This window comes from Alloalcanivorax venustensis ISO4, assembly GCF_015356855.1.
Taxonomy (GTDB): Bacteria; Pseudomonadota; Gammaproteobacteria; order Pseudomonadales; family Alcanivoracaceae; genus Alloalcanivorax; species Alloalcanivorax venustensis.
The window spans coordinates 21,855-38,200 of the sequence record NZ_ARXR01000026.1 but is presented as its reverse complement, the minus strand read 5'-3'; the positions used below and the strand labels follow the sequence as shown (position 1 = coordinate 38,200).

At 64.5% G+C, this 16,346-nt stretch carries 16 protein-coding genes and 1 pseudogene; 3 read left to right on the top strand and 14 right to left on the bottom strand.

All coding sequences use genetic code 11. The features are described from left to right. Together ISO4_RS13095 and ISO4_RS13090 are read right to left on the bottom strand one after the other, a co-directional pair. A pseudogene (locus tag ISO4_RS13095) lies at positions 1-465 on the bottom strand (aromatic hydrocarbon degradation protein); the annotation flags it as partial. 404 nt (positions 466-869) lie between these two features. Continuing rightward, positions 870-1,121 (bottom strand): hypothetical protein, encoded by a 252-nt coding sequence (locus tag ISO4_RS13090; protein WP_142949405.1) that lies wholly within the window; start codon positions 1,119-1,121, stop codon positions 870-872. Between the two features lie 161 nt (positions 1,122-1,282). On the opposite strand from ISO4_RS13090, the gene ISO4_RS13085 reads away from it, so the two are divergent. Beyond that, entirely contained in the window at positions 1,283-2,206 is a 924-nt protein-coding gene (locus ISO4_RS13085) for a LysR family transcriptional regulator (protein WP_142949406.1), read from the top strand. Between the two features lies 1 nt (position 2,207). On the opposite strand, the gene ISO4_RS13080 is transcribed toward ISO4_RS13085, so the two are convergent. From ISO4_RS13080 to ISO4_RS13070, 3 genes are read right to left on the bottom strand one after another with little or no spacing between them, the layout of a single operon-like run. Beyond that, positions 2,208-2,900, bottom strand: a complete 693-nt coding sequence (locus ISO4_RS13080; RefSeq protein ID WP_142949407.1) for a polysaccharide deacetylase family protein — start codon at positions 2,898-2,900, stop codon at positions 2,208-2,210. Position 2,901: 1 nt separating this feature from the next. Next, positions 2,902-4,074 carry a glycosyltransferase gene (locus ISO4_RS17175; protein WP_142949408.1) on the bottom strand — a complete coding sequence of 391 codons (1,173 nt, stop codon included), beginning with the start codon at positions 4,072-4,074 and terminating at the stop codon, positions 2,902-2,904. Positions 4,075-4,132: 58 nt separating this feature from the next. Next, positions 4,133-5,290 carry a sulfotransferase gene (locus tag ISO4_RS13070; RefSeq protein WP_194856525.1) on the bottom strand — a complete coding sequence of 386 codons (1,158 nt, stop codon included), beginning with the start codon at positions 5,288-5,290 and terminating at the stop codon, positions 4,133-4,135. 180 nt (positions 5,291-5,470) lie between these two features. Here ISO4_RS13070 and ISO4_RS13065 point away from each other — a divergent pair, with 180 nt between their 5' ends. Continuing rightward, positions 5,471-6,220: a glycerophosphodiester phosphodiesterase gene (locus ISO4_RS13065; RefSeq protein ID WP_194856524.1), complete on the top strand. Its 750-nt coding sequence runs from the start codon at positions 5,471-5,473 to the stop codon at positions 6,218-6,220. 96 nt (positions 6,221-6,316) lie between these two features. Here the strand turns inward: ISO4_RS13065 and ISO4_RS13060 are convergent, their stop codons facing one another. Beyond that, complete coding sequence (locus ISO4_RS13060; RefSeq protein ID WP_142949411.1) at positions 6,317-7,456, bottom strand: patatin-like phospholipase family protein; 1,140 nt, start codon at positions 7,454-7,456, stop codon at positions 6,317-6,319. A 122-nt stretch (positions 7,457-7,578) separates the two neighbouring features. Between ISO4_RS13060 and ISO4_RS13055 the strand changes: the two genes are divergently transcribed. After that, positions 7,579-8,709 (top strand): GNAT family N-acetyltransferase/peptidase C39 family protein, encoded by a 1,131-nt coding sequence (locus ISO4_RS13055; protein WP_194856523.1) that lies wholly within the window; start codon positions 7,579-7,581, stop codon positions 8,707-8,709. A 171-nt stretch (positions 8,710-8,880) separates the two neighbouring features. Here ISO4_RS13055 and nqrM read toward each other — a convergent pair whose 3' ends face one another. The 8 genes from nqrM to ISO4_RS13015 form a co-directional block, all read right to left on the bottom strand. Beyond that, positions 8,881-9,117, bottom strand: a complete 237-nt coding sequence (gene nqrM, locus ISO4_RS13050; RefSeq protein WP_194856522.1) for a (Na+)-NQR maturation NqrM — start codon at positions 9,115-9,117, stop codon at positions 8,881-8,883. Position 9,118: 1 nt separating this feature from the next. After that, positions 9,119-10,147: an FAD:protein FMN transferase gene (locus ISO4_RS13045; protein ID WP_194856521.1), complete on the bottom strand. Its 1,029-nt coding sequence runs from the start codon at positions 10,145-10,147 to the stop codon at positions 9,119-9,121. Between the two features lie 237 nt (positions 10,148-10,384). Continuing rightward, entirely contained in the window at positions 10,385-11,614 is a 1,230-nt protein-coding gene (nqrF, locus tag ISO4_RS13040; protein ID WP_142949415.1) for an NADH:ubiquinone reductase (Na(+)-transporting) subunit F, read from the bottom strand. Between the two features lie 15 nt (positions 11,615-11,629). Continuing rightward, positions 11,630-12,250, bottom strand: a complete 621-nt coding sequence (gene nqrE / locus ISO4_RS13035; RefSeq protein ID WP_142949416.1) for an NADH:ubiquinone reductase (Na(+)-transporting) subunit E — start codon at positions 12,248-12,250, stop codon at positions 11,630-11,632. A gap of 24 nt (positions 12,251-12,274) precedes the next feature. Further along, complete coding sequence (locus tag ISO4_RS13030; RefSeq protein WP_142949417.1) at positions 12,275-12,940, bottom strand: NADH:ubiquinone reductase (Na(+)-transporting) subunit D; 666 nt, start codon at positions 12,938-12,940, stop codon at positions 12,275-12,277. Then, positions 12,940-13,722: a Na(+)-translocating NADH-quinone reductase subunit C gene (locus ISO4_RS13025; RefSeq protein ID WP_142949418.1), complete on the bottom strand. Its 783-nt coding sequence runs from the start codon at positions 13,720-13,722 to the stop codon at positions 12,940-12,942. Before ISO4_RS13025 ends, ISO4_RS13030 begins: the two co-directional genes overlap by 1 nt. Continuing rightward, positions 13,722-14,981, bottom strand: a complete 1,260-nt coding sequence (locus ISO4_RS13020) for an NADH:ubiquinone reductase (Na(+)-transporting) subunit B (protein WP_194856520.1) — start codon at positions 14,979-14,981, stop codon at positions 13,722-13,724. Before ISO4_RS13020 ends, ISO4_RS13025 begins: the two co-directional genes overlap by 1 nt. A 1-nt stretch (position 14,982) precedes the next feature. Next, positions 14,983-16,329: a Na(+)-translocating NADH-quinone reductase subunit A gene (locus ISO4_RS13015; RefSeq protein ID WP_194856519.1), complete on the bottom strand. Its 1,347-nt coding sequence runs from the start codon at positions 16,327-16,329 to the stop codon at positions 14,983-14,985. Between the last annotated feature and the right edge of the window lie 17 nt (positions 16,330-16,346).

The window sequence follows — 16,346 nt, the reverse complement described above, 5'->3', positions numbered from 1 at the left end:
CTGGCGGCCGTAGTTGAAGTACTGGCCGTCCGGATCGGTACGGGAGCCGAAGGCGAGCAGCTCATCACCGAACTTCTCGGAGCCGATCATCACGCCCAGGTACATGGGCTGGCCCAGCTCGGTGAGGTCGCTGAGATCTGCCTTGAGGCCCAGCAGCACCTGTTGGGTGGGGTCGTCCTGCACCGTGTAGGTGCCGAACTGCTGGCTATCGGCCTTGAGATTATGCTCGGCGTGCATCAGGCCGGCGGTCAGCTCGCTCTTGGTGCTGTGAGCCAGATAGGCCGGATTATAATACGCGGTGGAAACCTGGGTATTAAACATGGAAAGCGCTTGCGCGGACGCGATGTCCGTGGGCAGCAAGCCGTAAGTGGTGGCGGTGTTGCCCATATTCGCCAGGGAGATAGCAGGTGCCAGCAATAGGGCGCTGGCGCACAGCCCGGTCTTCAAATAAGGAAGCGGTCGCATGCGGATTTTCCCTCCGATTGTTTGTTGTTCTCTTTCGTTCGCGGGTGTTCGCCGCAAACAGTCGTTATTGGTTTTATGTCCCGAACTGTCCATGAACGGGTAAGGCACCGACGGGATGGTGCAACTGCTGAGGCTATAGATGCCCCACTGACGTCGGACACAAGAAAACGTGAAAACAGGTCTTTCAAAAAACGAAAGGATGGCGGAAAGCCTTTAATTACGGGCCTGACCAAACGGTCACATTTTATGGTGACAGACACTTTTTGCTTGTTTTCAGACCGCCGAAAGCGCCAACTTTATGAAAAAGTAAACAAAAAGATAAACAAAATGCCGAACCTTTATTTACTTCTTTTGTGCGGCAGGCCCACCCGTTGTGGCGGGCCTGAGGCGCTTATTCAGCGCCATCAGAACGCCACCATGTTTACAGGTGTTACCAGAGGAAACACCGGCCGCTTTCCGGCCACTTTTTTCGCGCCGCGCCAAACTTTTTTGTAACAGAGCGCCGGCGAAGACCGCTCTTTTTTCTTTGAAATGCCCGCGCCGCGCGGCTTCGCGGCGAAAGAAAAGACGCGCCCGGCCACCACGGCGAAAGCGTCGTAAAACGGTTGTCTTGTGTTATAGTTTTTTAAGAACTGTCCAAGGATCGGTAAGAACACACCTGAACGGGACGGGTGCTGGGCCCCCGGGGCGGGCTAATGCCCGGAGGGGATCAAAACCCTGAAGAAAAACAAAAGGTGGAAGGAACCGCTGTACCGTCTTGCGTAGCTCAATAACGCCTATGCCGGCCGTCTCGGTTCCTTAAAATAAGGATTCGACGATGAAACGGATAGCTGATCTCAGTGTGTTTGTGTCGGTCGTTAAGGCGGGGAGTCTTTCCGAAGCGTCCAATGATCTGGGTCTTTCCGTAGCGTCCATCAGTAAGTATATATCGCGCATCGAGCAGGAGCTCGGGGTGCGGGTGTTGGTGCGTAACGCGCGGGGACTCAGGCTCACCAGCGAGGGCCAGGCGCTGTATGTGCGGGTGGATACCCTGCTCAGCCAGCTCAACAAAGCGATTGCCTATGTCAGTGCCTGCCGGGACGTTCCCCGGGGCATGCTCAAGGTAAGTTCCACCATCGGTCTGGGGCGCAATCGTATTGCGCCGCTGGTATCGGAGTTTTCCAAGCTGTACCCCGACGTGACGGTGCAACTGTCGTTGGGCGACCGCTATGTGGACATGGTGCTGGACGACGTGGACGTGGCGATTTCCATCGGCGCGCCGGACGACGCCTCCCTGGTGGCCAAGCGGCTGATGAGCAACCCCTGCTGCGTGTGCGCCTCGCCGGCTTACCTGAAAGGCCGCAAGGCGCCCCGCCACCCCAAGGACCTGAAACGGCACGACTGCCTGATCCTGGATTGCCACGGTTCCTTCAAGGATCAGTGGCAGCTTGAGGACGAGTACGGCGGCCAGCACCACGTCAAAGTGTCCGGCAACCTGATCACCGATAACAGCGAAACACTGCGCGAGTGGGCGCTGAAAGGCTACGGCGTGGCGCTGAAAAGCCGCTGGGACATCGCCGAGCACCTGGACCGCGGCGAACTGGTACAGCTGATGCCGCGCTACCGGGCGCCGGACCTGGATTTCTATCTGGTGTACGCCGGACGGGACCTGCTGCCGGCGAAAACCCGCGCCTTCATTGCCTTCCTGGAAGAAAACGTGGAGCGCCTGAAGCAGCCGATTTCGGATTCCGCACAGGCGTGATTCAGGCGTAGGCCTCGAGCGGGCGTTCCAGACGCCGCACCCAGGGCAGCACCTGCGCACCCAGGCGCAGTTGCAGATCCTGGGGGTGGATGGACACGCGCAGGGTGCGTCCAGTGGCCAGGGCCGCCAGATAGTTGCCCCGGTTGAACAGGTTGAGGCTCCAGGCGCGCAGCGCGGTGTCCGCTTCGAAGCCCAGCAGCGGCATGGGGTGAAAGCGCTGGTCCCGGGCGTCGTAGAGGCCGCCCAGGGTTTCGTAGTAGCGGAACGGCAGCGCCGCCAGCCGGCGTTTGTTCACCGCCCCCAGCGCCCAGGCGGGCGGCACATAGAGCGGTCCGGGGGTGAGGCCGTGCTCCACGAACCAGCGGTGACAATCCTGAATCAGCGCAATGATGCGCTCTTCGTCCAGCGACAGATGCTCGGCCGCGTCCCGGGAAATGAACGTGCTGTGCAGACGGTGGTGAAGGCTTTTCGGGGTGTCGCAGCGGTGCCGCCAGCCGTGGCCGGCAAGCGGGTAGCCGCGCTCGCTAAGGTCGCGCAGCCAGTCCAGATCGGCGGCCCGCCAGTCCTTGCCGGGCACCACCAGCAGCGTCACCGCCGCCGGCGGCAGCCAGGCGAGCTGCTCGAGGATGTCCGTGACCCGCTCACGGGTCTCCGGCATCACATCGTGAATCGAGATCAAGCCGCTTAGCGCCATCTCAGAGCTCCGGGCGGGCGGTGCTCAAACGGCGCAACACGGCCAGGGTCGGCGACGGCCAGCGCTTGGGCAGCAGCGGCGCCTGGCGGGCGCAATGGCCGAGCACCTGCAGCCAGGTGTCCATGGCGCGCTGGTTCATGGTGAGGGCGGCGTGGCGGGCCTGCTCGGCTCGCTCACGGCGCTGCGCCGGGCTCTGCGCCTGCAGACGCGCCAGGGTGTCGCCGAGGCTCTCGCCCTCTTCCATGATCGCCAGCCCGCGGGCCAGCTCCGGCCATTGATTGATGCCGCAGGCCGGCGTGGTGATCACCAGCCGCTGGCGGGCCATGGCTTCCAGGGCCACGGTGCCGAACGCCTCCACCACCGACGGCAGCACCAGCACCTGGGCGGCGTCCAGCTGCTCCACCACCTGCGCCCGGCTGCACCAGCCCAGGAAGGTGAGATTGGGCAGTCGGCGGGCCTGCTCTTCCACTTTCTCCCGCAGCGGGCCGTCCCCGGCCACGGTGAATCGGCAGTCCGGTCGCTGGGCGGCCAGCGCCAGGAAGCGTTCGATGTTTTTCTCCGCCGCCAAGCGGCCCACGTAGAGCACCGAATCCAGTTTCTCCGCCAGCGGCAGCGGCGGCCGCTCGACGAACTCCGGGCCCAGCGGTGTGCCCACCAGTTGCGGGTGCCGGGCGCCGGCGGCGCGGGCGTCGGCGATCAGGCTTTCACAGATGGTGGCCACCGCGCTGCTGCCCTGGAACAGGGTGCGGTTGACCCAGTTGAGCAGGCCGCCGGCCAGGCGCGCCAGACGCGGCCCCCAGTACAGCCGCACCAGGCTGTCGTAGTCGGTCTGGAAGGTCACGCACACCGGGATGCCCAGTTTGCGCGCCACCCAGAACGCGCCGAGGGAGAAAATCCCCGGTCCGGGAATCACGATCACATGGGGTTTCATCTCCCACACCAGGGCGGTGAGCTCGCGCATTTTCGGCAGGAACAGGCGCTGGGTGGGATCGCCGGGGATCGGCATGGACAGCCCCTGGCAGGGATGGGGATCCTCCAGGCTGGGGGACACCAGCTCCGCCCGGGCCACCACCCCGTCCAGGTGGGCGACCAGGTCCTGGAAGTAGGCGCCGACCCCATTGCGGCCTTTCATGGCGTCGACGACGAACAGTACGCGCAGGTCTTTTGTTTTCATGGTCGTCAGTATCCGCACCACGTGTGTCGTATTTATGACACCCCTACCCTAGCACGGTTCAGTCACCGGGTCGGGGGTAGCCGAAACGGTCGTAGACCCAGCCGAAGGTCGCCGCCAGACGGCCCGGGTCCACGCCCAGGTTCTCCAAGGAATAGCGGTGGCCGCTGCGGTAGCCGGCGGCGCGGCGGTCCTCGCCGTCCAGAAAGGCGCGGTACGCCGGCGACGGGGTCCAGCCGAAGGTCCGGTAAAATCCGCTTACACTCTCGCCGGGGGCGGCGGCCAGGGTTTCCATCACCGACAGGGCGCCGCGTCCCTCCGGCAGGCCGTCGAGCTGTTCCAGCAAGTGCCGGTAGTAGTAATCGAGCATGGCGAGGAAGCCTTCGCGCCAGTAGTCGGCGGTGTCGCGGCCGTCGAACAGCTTGCCGCCGATCACGATGGAGTTGATCTGCGAGGGCACCGCGGCGGTGGGGTTGCGCAGGCAGCCGATAAAGCGGGCGTCGGGGAAGGCGTCCGCCAGGGTGGCCATGAACGGCGTGAACGACGGGTTCTTGGACAGGAAAGTACGGTGCTCGCCGTGGAAGTACAGGTGGCGCTGCACGAAGCGCCGGTAGGCGGCCATCAGCCGCCGTTTCTCCGCCGCCGGCAGATCCCGGTCCGCGTAGGTGAGGCGCCACAGCGCCGGGTCCGGCACCGCCAGGACCAGCAGGAAGCAGCCCAGCACCGGCAGCAGCGCCAGATAGTCCTCCTCCGGGTCGCGCAGGCCGGTCTGATGGACATCGTCCAGCCCGCCCAGCACCCACCGTTCCAGCCGGAAGAACAGCCGGCTCAGCGGCGCGCCGACCAGGGCGTCCAGCCGCCCCACCCCGCGCCAAAAAAAGCGCTGGGTGATGGACGGCGCGAAGATCAGCTCCCACAGGGCGGTGGTGGTGAAGCGCTCGCGGTCGCCGGCCAGCAGCCGGTGCAGAAAGGTGGTGCCGCTGCGCGGCACACCGACCACGAACAACGGCTCGCGCACGCGCACCCGGCGGAAGTCGGGAAACAGCAGGTAATCGAGCAGCAGCCCGGCGCCGTTGATCGCCTGCAGCAGCACGAACAGCGGCCAGAACAGCGCCATCACCAGCCAGCGGCGCGGCGACACCCCCTTCAGCGTGCCGCCGTAATCCGGACACCAGGAGCGCACGAACAACCGCCCGTAGGCTTTTAACAAAGCACCCATAGCTTTCTACTTCCGTCGAAGACGCGCCGACACTAGCAGCAAAAAGATGACAGAACCATGTCATACACAATTACGCAGTGATGTGTTTCTGCTGCCGTTAGAAAGGTCTCTGGAATCCTGTATCCTGCATCCTGAACCGCGGCCGGGGCCGCCACGACAACCTGATTCATTTGAGGCGTGATGAGTACCTTCCCCACCATTGTCGGCCACCGCGGCGCCCGCGGCGAGGCCCCGGAAAACACCGCGGCGGGCTTCCAGGTCGCCATGGAGGCGGGCGTCACCGAAATCGAGCTGGACGTGCGGCTGTCCCGGGACGGCCATCTGATCGTGGTGCACGACGCCAACGTCACCCGCACCACCGGCGAGCGGGGCAAGGCGCACCACTACACCCTTTCGCAACTGGAAGTGCTGGACGCGCGCCGCAACACCCCCGGCTGGCACAGCCCCCTGGGCATCCCCTCACTGCGGGAAGTGGTGGATCTGTGCGGGCCGTCGATGCGCTTTCAGTTCGAAGTGAAAGGCGCGGACCGGGTGATCCTGCACCGCCTCGCCCACCAGCTGGTGGACTTCATCAACCAGCGACAAATGAATGACCGGGTGGTGGTCACCTCCAGCCACACCGGCTTTCTGCGCATGCTCGGCACCATGACCGCCCACATCGAGCGCGGCTATGTGGCGGAGTACCGCTACCAGCAACCCACCCGGCGGGCGGTGGCGCTGGGCTGCACCTGGCTGATGCCGCGCCACACCCTGGTGACGCCGGCGCTGATGCGCCGGGCGCGGCGCCGCAACCTGAAAGTGTCCACCTGGACGGTGAACGATCTGACCCGGGCGGAGCGCATGGTGGAGCTGGGCGTGGACGGCATCATCACCGATTTCCCCACCAGTTTTATCGCCCATTTTCAGCGGCGCGCGGCGCGGAAGGGCTGAGACAGGTCTCTGGGATCCTGCCGGCCGGCGTCGCCGGCCTTTCGCGGGCAGGGCCCGCTCCCACAGGGCGCTCGCGCACAAAGCTTTTTGCGTGCTTCAATCCTCGAAAAAGGCGCGGATTTCATCTTCGCGCGCCTTGGCGTCCTGGTACCCCAGTGACATCAATCGGCCGGTGAAGCCGGGCTCGAACAGCAGATAACTGACCGCGCTGGCGCCGGGCGAGCGGGTGGCGCCGGAGCCGCTCAGGAAGAAGCGCAGCGTGCGCGGCAGCTCCTTGATGTGCTCGGCGGCGATCTCGTCGATGGGCTGGGAGGGGTAGATCTTGAGCACGTCCACCTGGCGCAGCTGGATGCCGTGCTGGCTGCGGGCCCGTTTGCCGAGCGCCTCCACGGTGCGGTTGATCCGCTCCAGCCGCTCCACGTCCCCTTCCAGGGTGTCCACGAACACACTGTTGAGCACGTGGCCGAGCACCTGGGCCAGCGACGGGTAGCCGCTGAGCTGGCGCTGGTGGTCGGCGCTGACGTTACCGGACACGCCGATCACCAGCAGCTTGTCGGCGCCCAGGTGCAGCGCCGGGCTCACCGGGGCGAGCTGGCGCACCGCGCCGTCGCCGTAGTAGCTGCCGTCCACTTTCTCGGCGGGAAACAGAAGCGGGATCGCCGCCGACGCCAGCAGATGCTGCACGCCGATGTCCGAGCGCCGGCCCAGCCGGCGGGCGCGGGTCCACTCGTCCACGCCCTCAGCCCCCTGGAAAAACGCCACTGATTCGCCGGTGGCGTAGCTGGAGGCGGTGATCGACAGCGCCCGAAGATGCCCCTGGCGGATGCTCTCCTCGATGCGCTGGAAGTTGATCACCAGCCGCAGCAGCCGCTTCAGCGGCGTGCTGTCGAGCAAGGCGCTGCGGGTCACCGCCCGGCCGCCGGCGGCGGAGCTGATCAGCCAGCGCAGCAGGCTGCGCAGAAAGGCGAAGATATCGGTGCGGTAGACCTGCTCGGCGGTCATGTTGGCCCACACCCGCTCCAGGCCGCGCACCGCCAGCCGGTAGTCGTGGGCGCCGGCGGCCAGGGCGGCGGCGTTGATGCCGCCGGCGGAGGTGCCGCAGATAATCGGAAACGGGTTGCTGCTGTGGGCCGGCAGCATATCGGCGATGGCGCTCAGCACGCCGACCTGATAGGCGGCGCGGGCGCCGCCGCCGGACAAAATCAGCCCTCGGTTGGGGGCGGACGCTTGGGGCATGATGTGATCTCCTTATCGCGCCAGTATGCCGTTTGACGGCCCCCGGCGTCATCCGTCGGGAAGCGCTGGCTTCACCGCCCCACTCCGCTTTATGCTGCCCCGGTCTGTTTCCGGATTACGCCATGACCGCCGCTTTTTCGTTTCGCCCCGCCCGCCCCGAAGACCTGGATGCCCTTGTTGACCTGGAGCAGCGTTGCTTCGACGGCGACCGGCTGTCACGCCGCAGCTTCCGCCATTGGATCCGCCAGGCCCATTCCGGGCTGATCGTGGCCCATGGCCTGAGCGACGAAGCAGGCGCCGAGGGCGCCCTGGCCGGCTACGCACTGGTGATTCTGCAGCGCGGCACGCGCATGGCGCGTCTCTATTCCATCGCCGCCGACCCGGCCTGTCGCGGCAAGGGGCTTGGCGAGCAGTTGATGAACGCCGCCGAGCGCTACGCCCACCGGGAAAAACGCCTCTATCTGCGCCTGGAAGTGCGCCGGGACAACCCGGCGGCGATCCGCCTTTACGAGCGTCTGGGCTACAAGTTGTTCGCGGAAACCCCGGATTACTACGAGGACCACCAGGACGCCCTGCGCTTCCAGAAGCGGCTGCACTACAAGCCGGAGAACCCGGCGCGGCTGGATATTCCCTGGGTGCGCCAGACCACCGAATTCACCTGCGGGCCCGCCTGCCTGCTGATGGCCCGCCACGCCCTGGACGGCCACGCCCCGGCGGACACCGACGAGCTGCTGATATGGCGGGAAGCCACCACCATCTTCATGACCGCCGGCCACGGCGGCTGCCACCCGCTGGGCCTGGCGCTGGCCGCCCGCCGCCGGGGGCTGAGCGCCACTGTCTACTGCAACCAGAGCGGGCCGTTGTTTCTGGATTCGGTGCGCGATGAGAACAAGAAGCGGGTGATCGAAACCGTACACCGGCATTTCGAGGACGAAGCGAAACAGCAGGCGGTGCCGGTGCACTACCAGGAGCTCACCGCCGAGCGGCTGGATCAGGCGTTACAGGACGGCGAAGTGGCCATCGTGCTGATCAGCACCTGGCGGCTGGACGGGCGCAAGGCGCCCCACTGGGTGGTGGTGAGCGGCGCCGACCGGGAGTGCTTCTACATTCACGACCCGGATCCGGCGGACGATCAGGTGCCGCTGGACTGCCAGCACGTGCCGATCAGCCGGGATCGCTTCGAGCAGATGACGCGCTATGGGCAGTCGAGGTTGCGGACGGCGGTGATTGTCGGGAAAGGGGATTTGACTTAGGTCTCTGGAATCCTGCCGGCCAGCTTTAGCTGGCCTTTCGCTTGCAAGGCAAGCTCCCACAAACCCTGCTTCGTAAGCTTGGTGGGAGCCGCTTGTGGGAGCGGGCCCTGCCCGCGAAAGGCAAGCTCCGCTTGCCGGCAAAGGTCGCCCCGCGGAATTCCAGAGAGCGGATCAGGTCTTGAGAACGTCCTGGCCGAGCTCGCCGGCGCGCTTGGCGTTCACTTCGCGGCTGTTTTCGTCGCAGGCGTCCTGGTCGCCGCCGCAGATTTCACAGCCCTGCTTCATGCCCAGGGTGGCGAGGCCGCCGCAGGAGCCTTTCACCGGTTTGTTGGCGAGAATCGAGCCGATCGCCATGCCGGTGAACAGCAGCGCGAAAACAACAATACTGGCTATCACGGTTGCGAGCATTTCAGTTTCCTCCTTCACGGCTCTCGAGGAGCGCCTCGAAAGCCGGGGTCATCACTTCTTCGACCCCGTCATCAGTTCGGACAATAAACAGCGCCGCCAGTTCACGCTCTTCGGCGAACGCCAGGCCCTTCTCCGGGCCGAGTACGGTGAGCGCGGTGGCGAGCCCGTCCGCGGTGGCACAACTGGAGTGTAACACGGTCACCGAGCCCAGTTTGTGCTCCACCGGCCGGCCGGTGCGCGGGTCCAGGGTGTGGGAATAGAGCTTGCCGTCTTTCTCGAAGAAATTGCGGTAGTCGCCGCTGGAGGCGATGGCCAGGTCGCGCAGCGGCACCACCTTCTCCACTTCGCGCACACCGGGGATCGGCCGTTCCACCGCCACCCGCCAGGGCAGGCCCTGGGGCTTGGTGCCGGAAGCGCGCAGTTCGCCGCCGATCTCCACCAGATAATTGCTGATACCCGCTTTTTCAAGCAGATGCGCCAGCTTATCCACGGCGAAACCCTTGGCGATGGAGGACAGATCCAGATAGACACCGCCCGGCTGCGTCAGGGTGCGGTCGTCCAGCTTCAGCTTGTGCCAGCCGACCCGCCGGCGGGCCGCCTCGATGTCTTCCGCCGCCGGCGGCTCGAAGCGTTCCGGGTCCGGCCCGAAGCCCCACAGGTTAACCAGCGGCCCCACGGTCACGTCGTAGGCGCCGTCGGTGGCCTCGGCCAGGCCCAGGGCCTCGTCCAGCACCATGGCGAAATCCGACGGCAGCACCAGGCTGCCGCCCGCCTCCAGGCCGTTGAACCGGCTGATCGCCGAATCCGGCAGGTAGGTGCTCATTTCCTGGTTGATGTCCTCCAGGGAGGACTCAATCGCGCTCTTGAGCGCCGGCACGCCGTTCTCCGGGGTGCCGGTGAACTTCACCGACCAGCTGGTGCCCATGGTGGGCCCGGAGAGCTGGGAAAGGCGATCGGTGGTGTCGTCGCAGGCGGTGAGGAGTGCGAACGCCACCAGCAGTAAGGAAAAACGAAGGAGCGGGTTTCGCATCGGCCTGCCTACGACAAGGTTGAAGGTTGAAAGCGGCTTGCAGAAATTGTGGGAGCGGGCCTTGTGGGAGCGGGCCTTGCCCGCGAAAGGGAGCGAAGCTCCCGGCAGGATCCCAGAGCCCTTTCTAACGGCAGCACAAACCACGTCTCTGGAATCCTGCCGGCAAGCGGAGCTTGCCTTTCGCGGGCTGGGCCCGCTCCCACAAGCCAAATGCCACAAGGGCCCTGGCCAGAAGGCTCACCCGCCGAAATCATCCAGCATGATGTTTTCGGGTTCGACGCCCAGGTCCTCGAGCATCTTGATCACCGAGGCGTTCATCATCGGCGGGCCGCACATGTAGTACTCGCAGTCCTCCGGCGCCGGATGGTCCTTGAGGTACATGTCGTAGACCACGTTGTGGATGAAGCCGGTGGGGCCTTCCCAGTTGTCCTCGGGCAGCGGATCGGACAGCGCCAGGTGCCACTCGAAGTTATCGTTCTCTTCGGCCAGCTTGTCGTACTCTTCCGAGTAAAAGGTCTCACGGATCGAGCGGGCGCCGTACCAGAAGCTGATCTTACGCTTGGAGTTAAGGCGCTTGAGCTGGTCGAAGATGTGGCTGCGCATGGGCGCCATGCCGGCGCCACCGCCGATGAACACCATCTCCGCGTCGGTGTCCTTGGCGAAGAACTCGCCGAAGGGTCCGAATACGGTGATCTTGTCGCCGGGCTTCAGGCTGAACACGTAGGAGCTCATCAGGCCGGGCTGGATGCCCTGGGAGCCCGGGGGCGGCGTGGCGATACGGATGTTGAACTTGAGGATGCCCTTCTCTTCCGGGTAGTTGGCCATGGAGTAGGCGCGTACCACGGTCTCGTCGCTTTTCGCCGTGAGATCGAAGAAGTTGAAGCGCTCCCAGTCACCGCGGAATTCCTCTTCGATGTCGAAGTCGGAAAACTTGATGTCGTAGGGCGGCGATTCCAGCTGCACGTAACCGCCGGCGCGGAAATCCACGTTCTCGCCTTCCGGCAGCTTCAGGGTCAGTTCCTTGATGAAGGTGGCCACGTTGGGGTTGGACACCACCTCGCATTCCCACTTCTTCACGCCGAAGAATTCCTCCGGCACCTTGATCTTCATGTCCTGCTTGACCGCCACCTGGCAGCTCAGGCGCCAGCCGTCGCGGATCTGGCCTTTGGTGAAATGGCCTTCCTCGGTGGGCAGGATGTCACCGCCGCCTTCCAGCACCTGGCAACGGCACTGCGCGCAGGTACCGCCGCCGCCACAGGCGGAGGACAGGAAGATACCCTGGTCGGCCAGGGTGCCGAGCAGCTTGCCGCCGGCCGGGGCGTCGATGGCCTTTTCGGCATCGTTGTTGATGTCGATGTGCACATTGCCGCTGACCACCAGCCGGGAGCGGGCCACCAGAATCACCGCCACCAGTGCCAGCACGATGGTGGTGAACATGACCACGCCGAGAATAATTTCAAAACTCATGATGCTGTTTCCCCTTTACAACTGCACGCCGGAGAAGGACATGAACCCGAGCGACATCAGCCCCACGGTAATGAAGGTGATGCCCAGCCCCTTGAGGCCGTCGGGCACATCGCTGTACTTCAGTTTCTCACGGATACCGGCCAGCAGCGTGATGGCCAGGGCCCAGCCGGTGCCGGCGCCGATGCCGTAAACCAGGGACTCGCCCAGGTTGTAGTCACGCTCCACCATGAACAGGGACGCGCCGAGAATCGCGCAGTTCACCGTGATCAGCGGCAGGAACACGCCCAGCGCGTTGTAGAGGCTGGGCACGTATTTATCCAGCGTCATCTCGAGAATCTGGATCAGCGCGGCGATCACCCCGATGTAGCTGAGCAGCCCCAGGAAGCGCAGGTCCAGATTGGCCAGCGCCTCGATGCCGGTCCAGGCCAATGCGCCTTCGCCGAGCAGGTAGTTCAGGATCAGGTTGTTCACCGGCACGGTGATGGTGAGGGTCACCACCACGGCGACACCCAGACCAATGGCCGTGGAGATTTTCTTGGACACGGCGATAAAGGTGCACATGCCAAGGAAGAAAGCCAGCGCCATGTTCTCAACGAAAACGGCGCGTACGAACAGGCTCAGATAATGTTCAAACATGCTTCAAATCCTCCAGGCCGTCGCTTAGAACGCGTCGCTGACACGGGTGTGCGGCTTCATCTTGAAGTCGTCCTCTTCCACCTGCTCCGGCTTCCAGGCGCGCACCGCCCAGATAAAGAAGCCGATCAGGAAGAAGGCGCTGGGCGGCAACAACAGCAGGCCGTTGGTCTGGTACCAGCCGCCGTCGGCGACCGAGGGCAGCACCTGCACGCCGAACAGGCTGCCGGCGCCGAACAGCTCACGGATAAAGCCCAGCACCAGCAGCAGCACGGAATAGCCCAGGCCGTTACCGATGCCGTCCATGAACGACGGCAGCGGCTTGTTCTGCATGGCGAACGCTTCGGCGCGGCCCATCACGATACAGTTGGTGATGATCAGGCCGACGAACACCGACAGCTGCTTGGAGATGCTGTACGCGTAGGCTTTCAGGAACTGATCCACGACGATGACCAGCGAGGCGATGATGGTCATCTGCACGATGATCCGGATGCTCGAGGGAATGCTGTTGCGGATCGTGCTGACGAAAAAGTTGGAGAACGCCACCACCAGGGTCAGAGCGATACACATGGTGACCGTGGTGCTGAGGTTACTGGTGACCGCCAGCGCGGAGCAGATACCCAGGATCTGCAGCGCGATGGGGTTATTGTCGAAAATGGGACCGAATAACAGGTCCTTGGTTTTCTCCGCCATTACGCTTCTCCTCCGCTTTGGTTCCGCATGCGCTCAAGATAAGGACCGAAGCCCTTCTCGCCGACCCAGAACCGCACCAGGTTGCTGACGCCCTTACTGGTCAGGGTGGCGCCGGCCAGGCCGTCGACTTTGTTTTCCGCGTTGGGGGTGCCGCTGTCCACGGAGCCCTTGACCACTTCGATGGCGATGTCGCCGTCTTCGTCGTAGAGCTTCTTGCCTTCCCAGAGTGCTTTCCACTTCGGGTTGTCCACTTCGCCGCCCAGGCCCGGGGTTTCCCCGTGCTGGTAGAAGCCCAGACCGGCGATGGTCTTGCCGTCGGCTTCCAGGGCCATGAACCCGTACAGGGTGGACCACAGGCCGTAGCCGCGCACCGGCAGGATAATGCGGCTCAGCTCGCCGTTATCCTTGCGCGCCAGGAACACCTCGGCCACGTCCGCCTGGGACTTGATGCCGGCGATGTCTTCCTCGCCGCTGAGGCGCTCGCTGCGCTCGGGATCCTTGGCCGCCTTGAGCTGGTCGTAGGAGTCCGGTTTTTCCACGTACTCGCCGGTTTCCAGATCAATGAACTTGCGCTCGATGGTGTTGAACGCCTTTTCCACGTCCATGCCCGGCTGGTACAGATCCGCGGCCTGCAGAATGTTCACGCGCCGGTCCAGCGTCTGGTTCTTCTGCTGCACCGGGCGCAGGCTCACGGCGGCGGTGGAAACCACCACCGCGCACACCAGACACACCAGGAACGCGACCAGCAGAGTCTTGCCTACGCTTTCGTTCTTTCCAGCCATTACGCCACTCCCCCGGTCCGACGCAGGCGACGACGGATGTTCGCCTGGGTAACAAAGTAGTCAATCAAGGGCGCGCACAGGTTGCCGAACAGAATCGCCAGCATGATGCCCTCCGGGAATGCCGGGTTGATCACCCGGATCAGCACCGTCATAACACCGATCAGCGCGCCGAAGATCAGCTTGCCGGTGTTGGTCATCGCCGCGGACACCGGGTCGGTGGCCATGAACACCAGGCCGAACGCCAGGCCGCCCACGGTCAGGTGCCAGTACCAGGGCATCGCGAACATCGGGTTGCTGTCGCTGCCGACGCCGTTGAACACCGCGCTCATCGCCACCATGCCCAGCAGCACGCCCAGCATGATGCGCCAGGAGGCGATCTTGGTGAACAGCAGGAAGATCGCGCCCAGGCCGATGGCGATCACCGAGGTCTCGCCGATACAACCCTGGATACCGCCCAGGAAGGTGTCCATCCAGGCCAGGCTCTGGGTGGCGCCGTTGGCGCCGGCGGCCAGGGCGTTCTCGCCCAGGCCGGCGGCGAAGTTCAGGTCGCCGCTGGCGGCCAGGGACAACGGCGTCGCGCCGGAGAAGTTGTCCACCGCGGTCCAGATCGCGTCACCGGACATCTGTGCCGGGTAGGCGAAGTACAGGAAGGCACGGCCCACCAGCGCCGGGTTGAGGAAGTTCTTGCCGGTGCCGCCGAACACTTCCTTGCCGATCACCACGCCGAAGGAGACGCCCAGCACCACCTGCCAGAGCGGGATCGCCGGCGGCAGGATCAGGGTGAACAGGATACCGGTGACGAAGAAGCCCTCGTTCACCTCATGGCCGCGCTTCCACGCGAACAGGGCTTCCCAGAAGAAGCCGGTGAGGTAGACGGTAGCCAGGATCGGCACATAGTAGACCAGGCCGTGCAGCATGTTGGCCCAGAAGCTCTGGTAGTCGAAGCCCGCCAGCATGGCCACCAGGTCGGCGCGCCAACCGGGAATGGCGTCGTAACCGAACTCGGTGATCTGCAGGTTGGCCTGATAACCGGTGTTGTAGAGGCCGAACAGGATCGCCGGGAAGGTGGCGAACCAGACCGTCATCATGATCCGCTTCAGATCGATGCCGTCGCGCACGTGGGCCGCGGACCGGGTCACCGAATCCGGGCTGTACAGCATGGTGTCGAACATCTCGAAGAAGACGTAGTACTTCTCGAGCTTGCCGCCCTCGTGGAAATGAGGCGCGATTTTGTCGTCGATGTAGTTTCTCAGGCCCATCTCAGCTCTCCACCTCGATCGTGGTCAGGTTGTCGCGCAGAATCGGCCCGTACTCGTACTTGCCGGGGCACACGTAGGTGCACAGCGCCAGGTCCTCTTCCACCACTTCCAGCGCGCCCAGCGCGATGGCGGAATCGGTGTCGCCGACGATCAGCGAGCGCAACAGTTGAGTGGGCAGAATGTCCAGCGGCATCACCTGCTCGTAGGCACCGATCGGCACCATGGCGCGCTCACTGCCGTTGGTGGTGGTGGTCAGATTGAAGCGCTTGCCGGGCATCAGCTTGGACAGATAAATGTTCATCACCGAGAAGCGGTTGGGCCCCGGTGAGATATAGCCCAGCAACTGCCGCTCGCGGCCTTCGCGCAGCACCGTCACCTGGTTGCTGAAACGGCTCAGGAACATCAGCGGGCCGCGGGCGTGATGGCCGTTGAACACGGAGCCGCCCACGATGCGATTGTCGCCGTCCTTGAGTTCACCGCGCGTGAAGTCTTCCATGCCGGCACCCACGCGGGTGCGCATCAGACGCGGCGTTTTTACCTGGGGACCGGTCAGCGCCACTACCCGGTCGGTGCTGATCTTGCCTTCGGTGAACAACTTGCCGATGGCGATCACTTCCTGATAGCCCACCGTCCAGACGGTCTTGGCGAGGCTGACAGGGTCAAGATAATGCACATGGGTGCCGGCGTTGCCCGCCGGGTGCTTGCCGGTGAAGGTTTCTTCACGGATCTGGCCTTCGGCGAAGGCCGGCAGATCACCGCCCGGCGCGCGGCACACCCAGACCGGGCCGTCGGTGAGGCGGCCCAGCACGGCGAGACCGTGGCGGAAGCTGCTCTCGTTGGCCTTGATCACCACCGCCGGGTCCTGCGCCAGGGGGTTGGTGTCCATGGCGGTGACGAAAATCGAGTTGGGGGTGGTGCCGGGCGCCGGCACCTTGCCGAACGGGCGGGTGCGCAGCAGCGTCCACTCGCCGGAATCGATCAGCTGGCGCTGTACCGCCTCGCGGTCCAGGGAAGCCAGGGCGGCGGCGTCATGGGCGTCGAACTCGACCTCGTCTTCCTGGTCGGCCACCTCGATCACCACGGACTGCAGCACGCGCTTGTGGCCGCGGTTGATCGCCACCACCTTACCGGCGGCGGGGGCGGTGTATTTCACGCCATCGGTCTTTTTATCCGTGAAGAGCAGCTGGCCCTTCTTGACCGTGTCGCCTTCGCGGACCTCCATGGTCGGCTTCATCCCCATGTAGTCGCCGCCGAGCACGGCGACAGAACGGACCTGATGACCCTCCTCAATCGCCTGGCGTGGCGCGCCAGCGATGGGCAGGTCAAGCCCCTTCTTGATTTTGATCATAGTGTCTCGCCCACGTT

What these genes read in the sequence shown, in the direction of transcription:
- ISO4_RS13085 (WP_142949406.1), top strand. Translation starts at nt 1,283, where the DNA reads ATGAAACGGATAGCTGATCTCAGTGTGTTTGTGTCGGTCGTTAAGGCG.
- ISO4_RS13080 (WP_142949407.1), bottom strand. Translation starts at nt 2,900, where the DNA reads ATGGCGCTAAGCGGCTTGATCTCGATTCACGATGTGATGCCGGAGACC.
- ISO4_RS17175 (WP_142949408.1), bottom strand. Translation starts at nt 4,074, where the DNA reads ATGAAAACAAAAGACCTGCGCGTACTGTTCGTCGTCGACGCCATGAAA.
- ISO4_RS13070 (WP_194856525.1), bottom strand. Translation starts at nt 5,290, where the DNA reads ATGGGTGCTTTGTTAAAAGCCTACGGGCGGTTGTTCGTGCGCTCCTGG.
- ISO4_RS13065 (WP_194856524.1), top strand. Translation starts at nt 5,471, where the DNA reads ATGAGTACCTTCCCCACCATTGTCGGCCACCGCGGCGCCCGCGGCGAG.
- ISO4_RS13060 (WP_142949411.1), bottom strand. Translation starts at nt 7,456, where the DNA reads ATGCCCCAAGCGTCCGCCCCCAACCGAGGGCTGATTTTGTCCGGCGGC.
- ISO4_RS13055 (WP_194856523.1), top strand. Translation starts at nt 7,579, where the DNA reads ATGACCGCCGCTTTTTCGTTTCGCCCCGCCCGCCCCGAAGACCTGGAT.
- nqrM (WP_194856522.1), bottom strand. Translation starts at nt 9,117, where the DNA reads ATGCTCGCAACCGTGATAGCCAGTATTGTTGTTTTCGCGCTGCTGTTC.
- ISO4_RS13045 (WP_194856521.1), bottom strand. Translation starts at nt 10,147, where the DNA reads ATGCGAAACCCGCTCCTTCGTTTTTCCTTACTGCTGGTGGCGTTCGCA.
- nqrF (WP_142949415.1), bottom strand. Translation starts at nt 11,614, where the DNA reads ATGAGTTTTGAAATTATTCTCGGCGTGGTCATGTTCACCACCATCGTG.
- nqrE (WP_142949416.1), bottom strand. Translation starts at nt 12,250, where the DNA reads ATGTTTGAACATTATCTGAGCCTGTTCGTACGCGCCGTTTTCGTTGAG.
- ISO4_RS13030 (WP_142949417.1), bottom strand. Translation starts at nt 12,940, where the DNA reads ATGGCGGAGAAAACCAAGGACCTGTTATTCGGTCCCATTTTCGACAAT.
- ISO4_RS13025 (WP_142949418.1), bottom strand. Translation starts at nt 13,722, where the DNA reads ATGGCTGGAAAGAACGAAAGCGTAGGCAAGACTCTGCTGGTCGCGTTC.
- ISO4_RS13020 (WP_194856520.1), bottom strand. Translation starts at nt 14,981, where the DNA reads ATGGGCCTGAGAAACTACATCGACGACAAAATCGCGCCTCATTTCCAC.
- ISO4_RS13015 (WP_194856519.1), bottom strand. Translation starts at nt 16,329, where the DNA reads ATGATCAAAATCAAGAAGGGGCTTGACCTGCCCATCGCTGGCGCGCCA.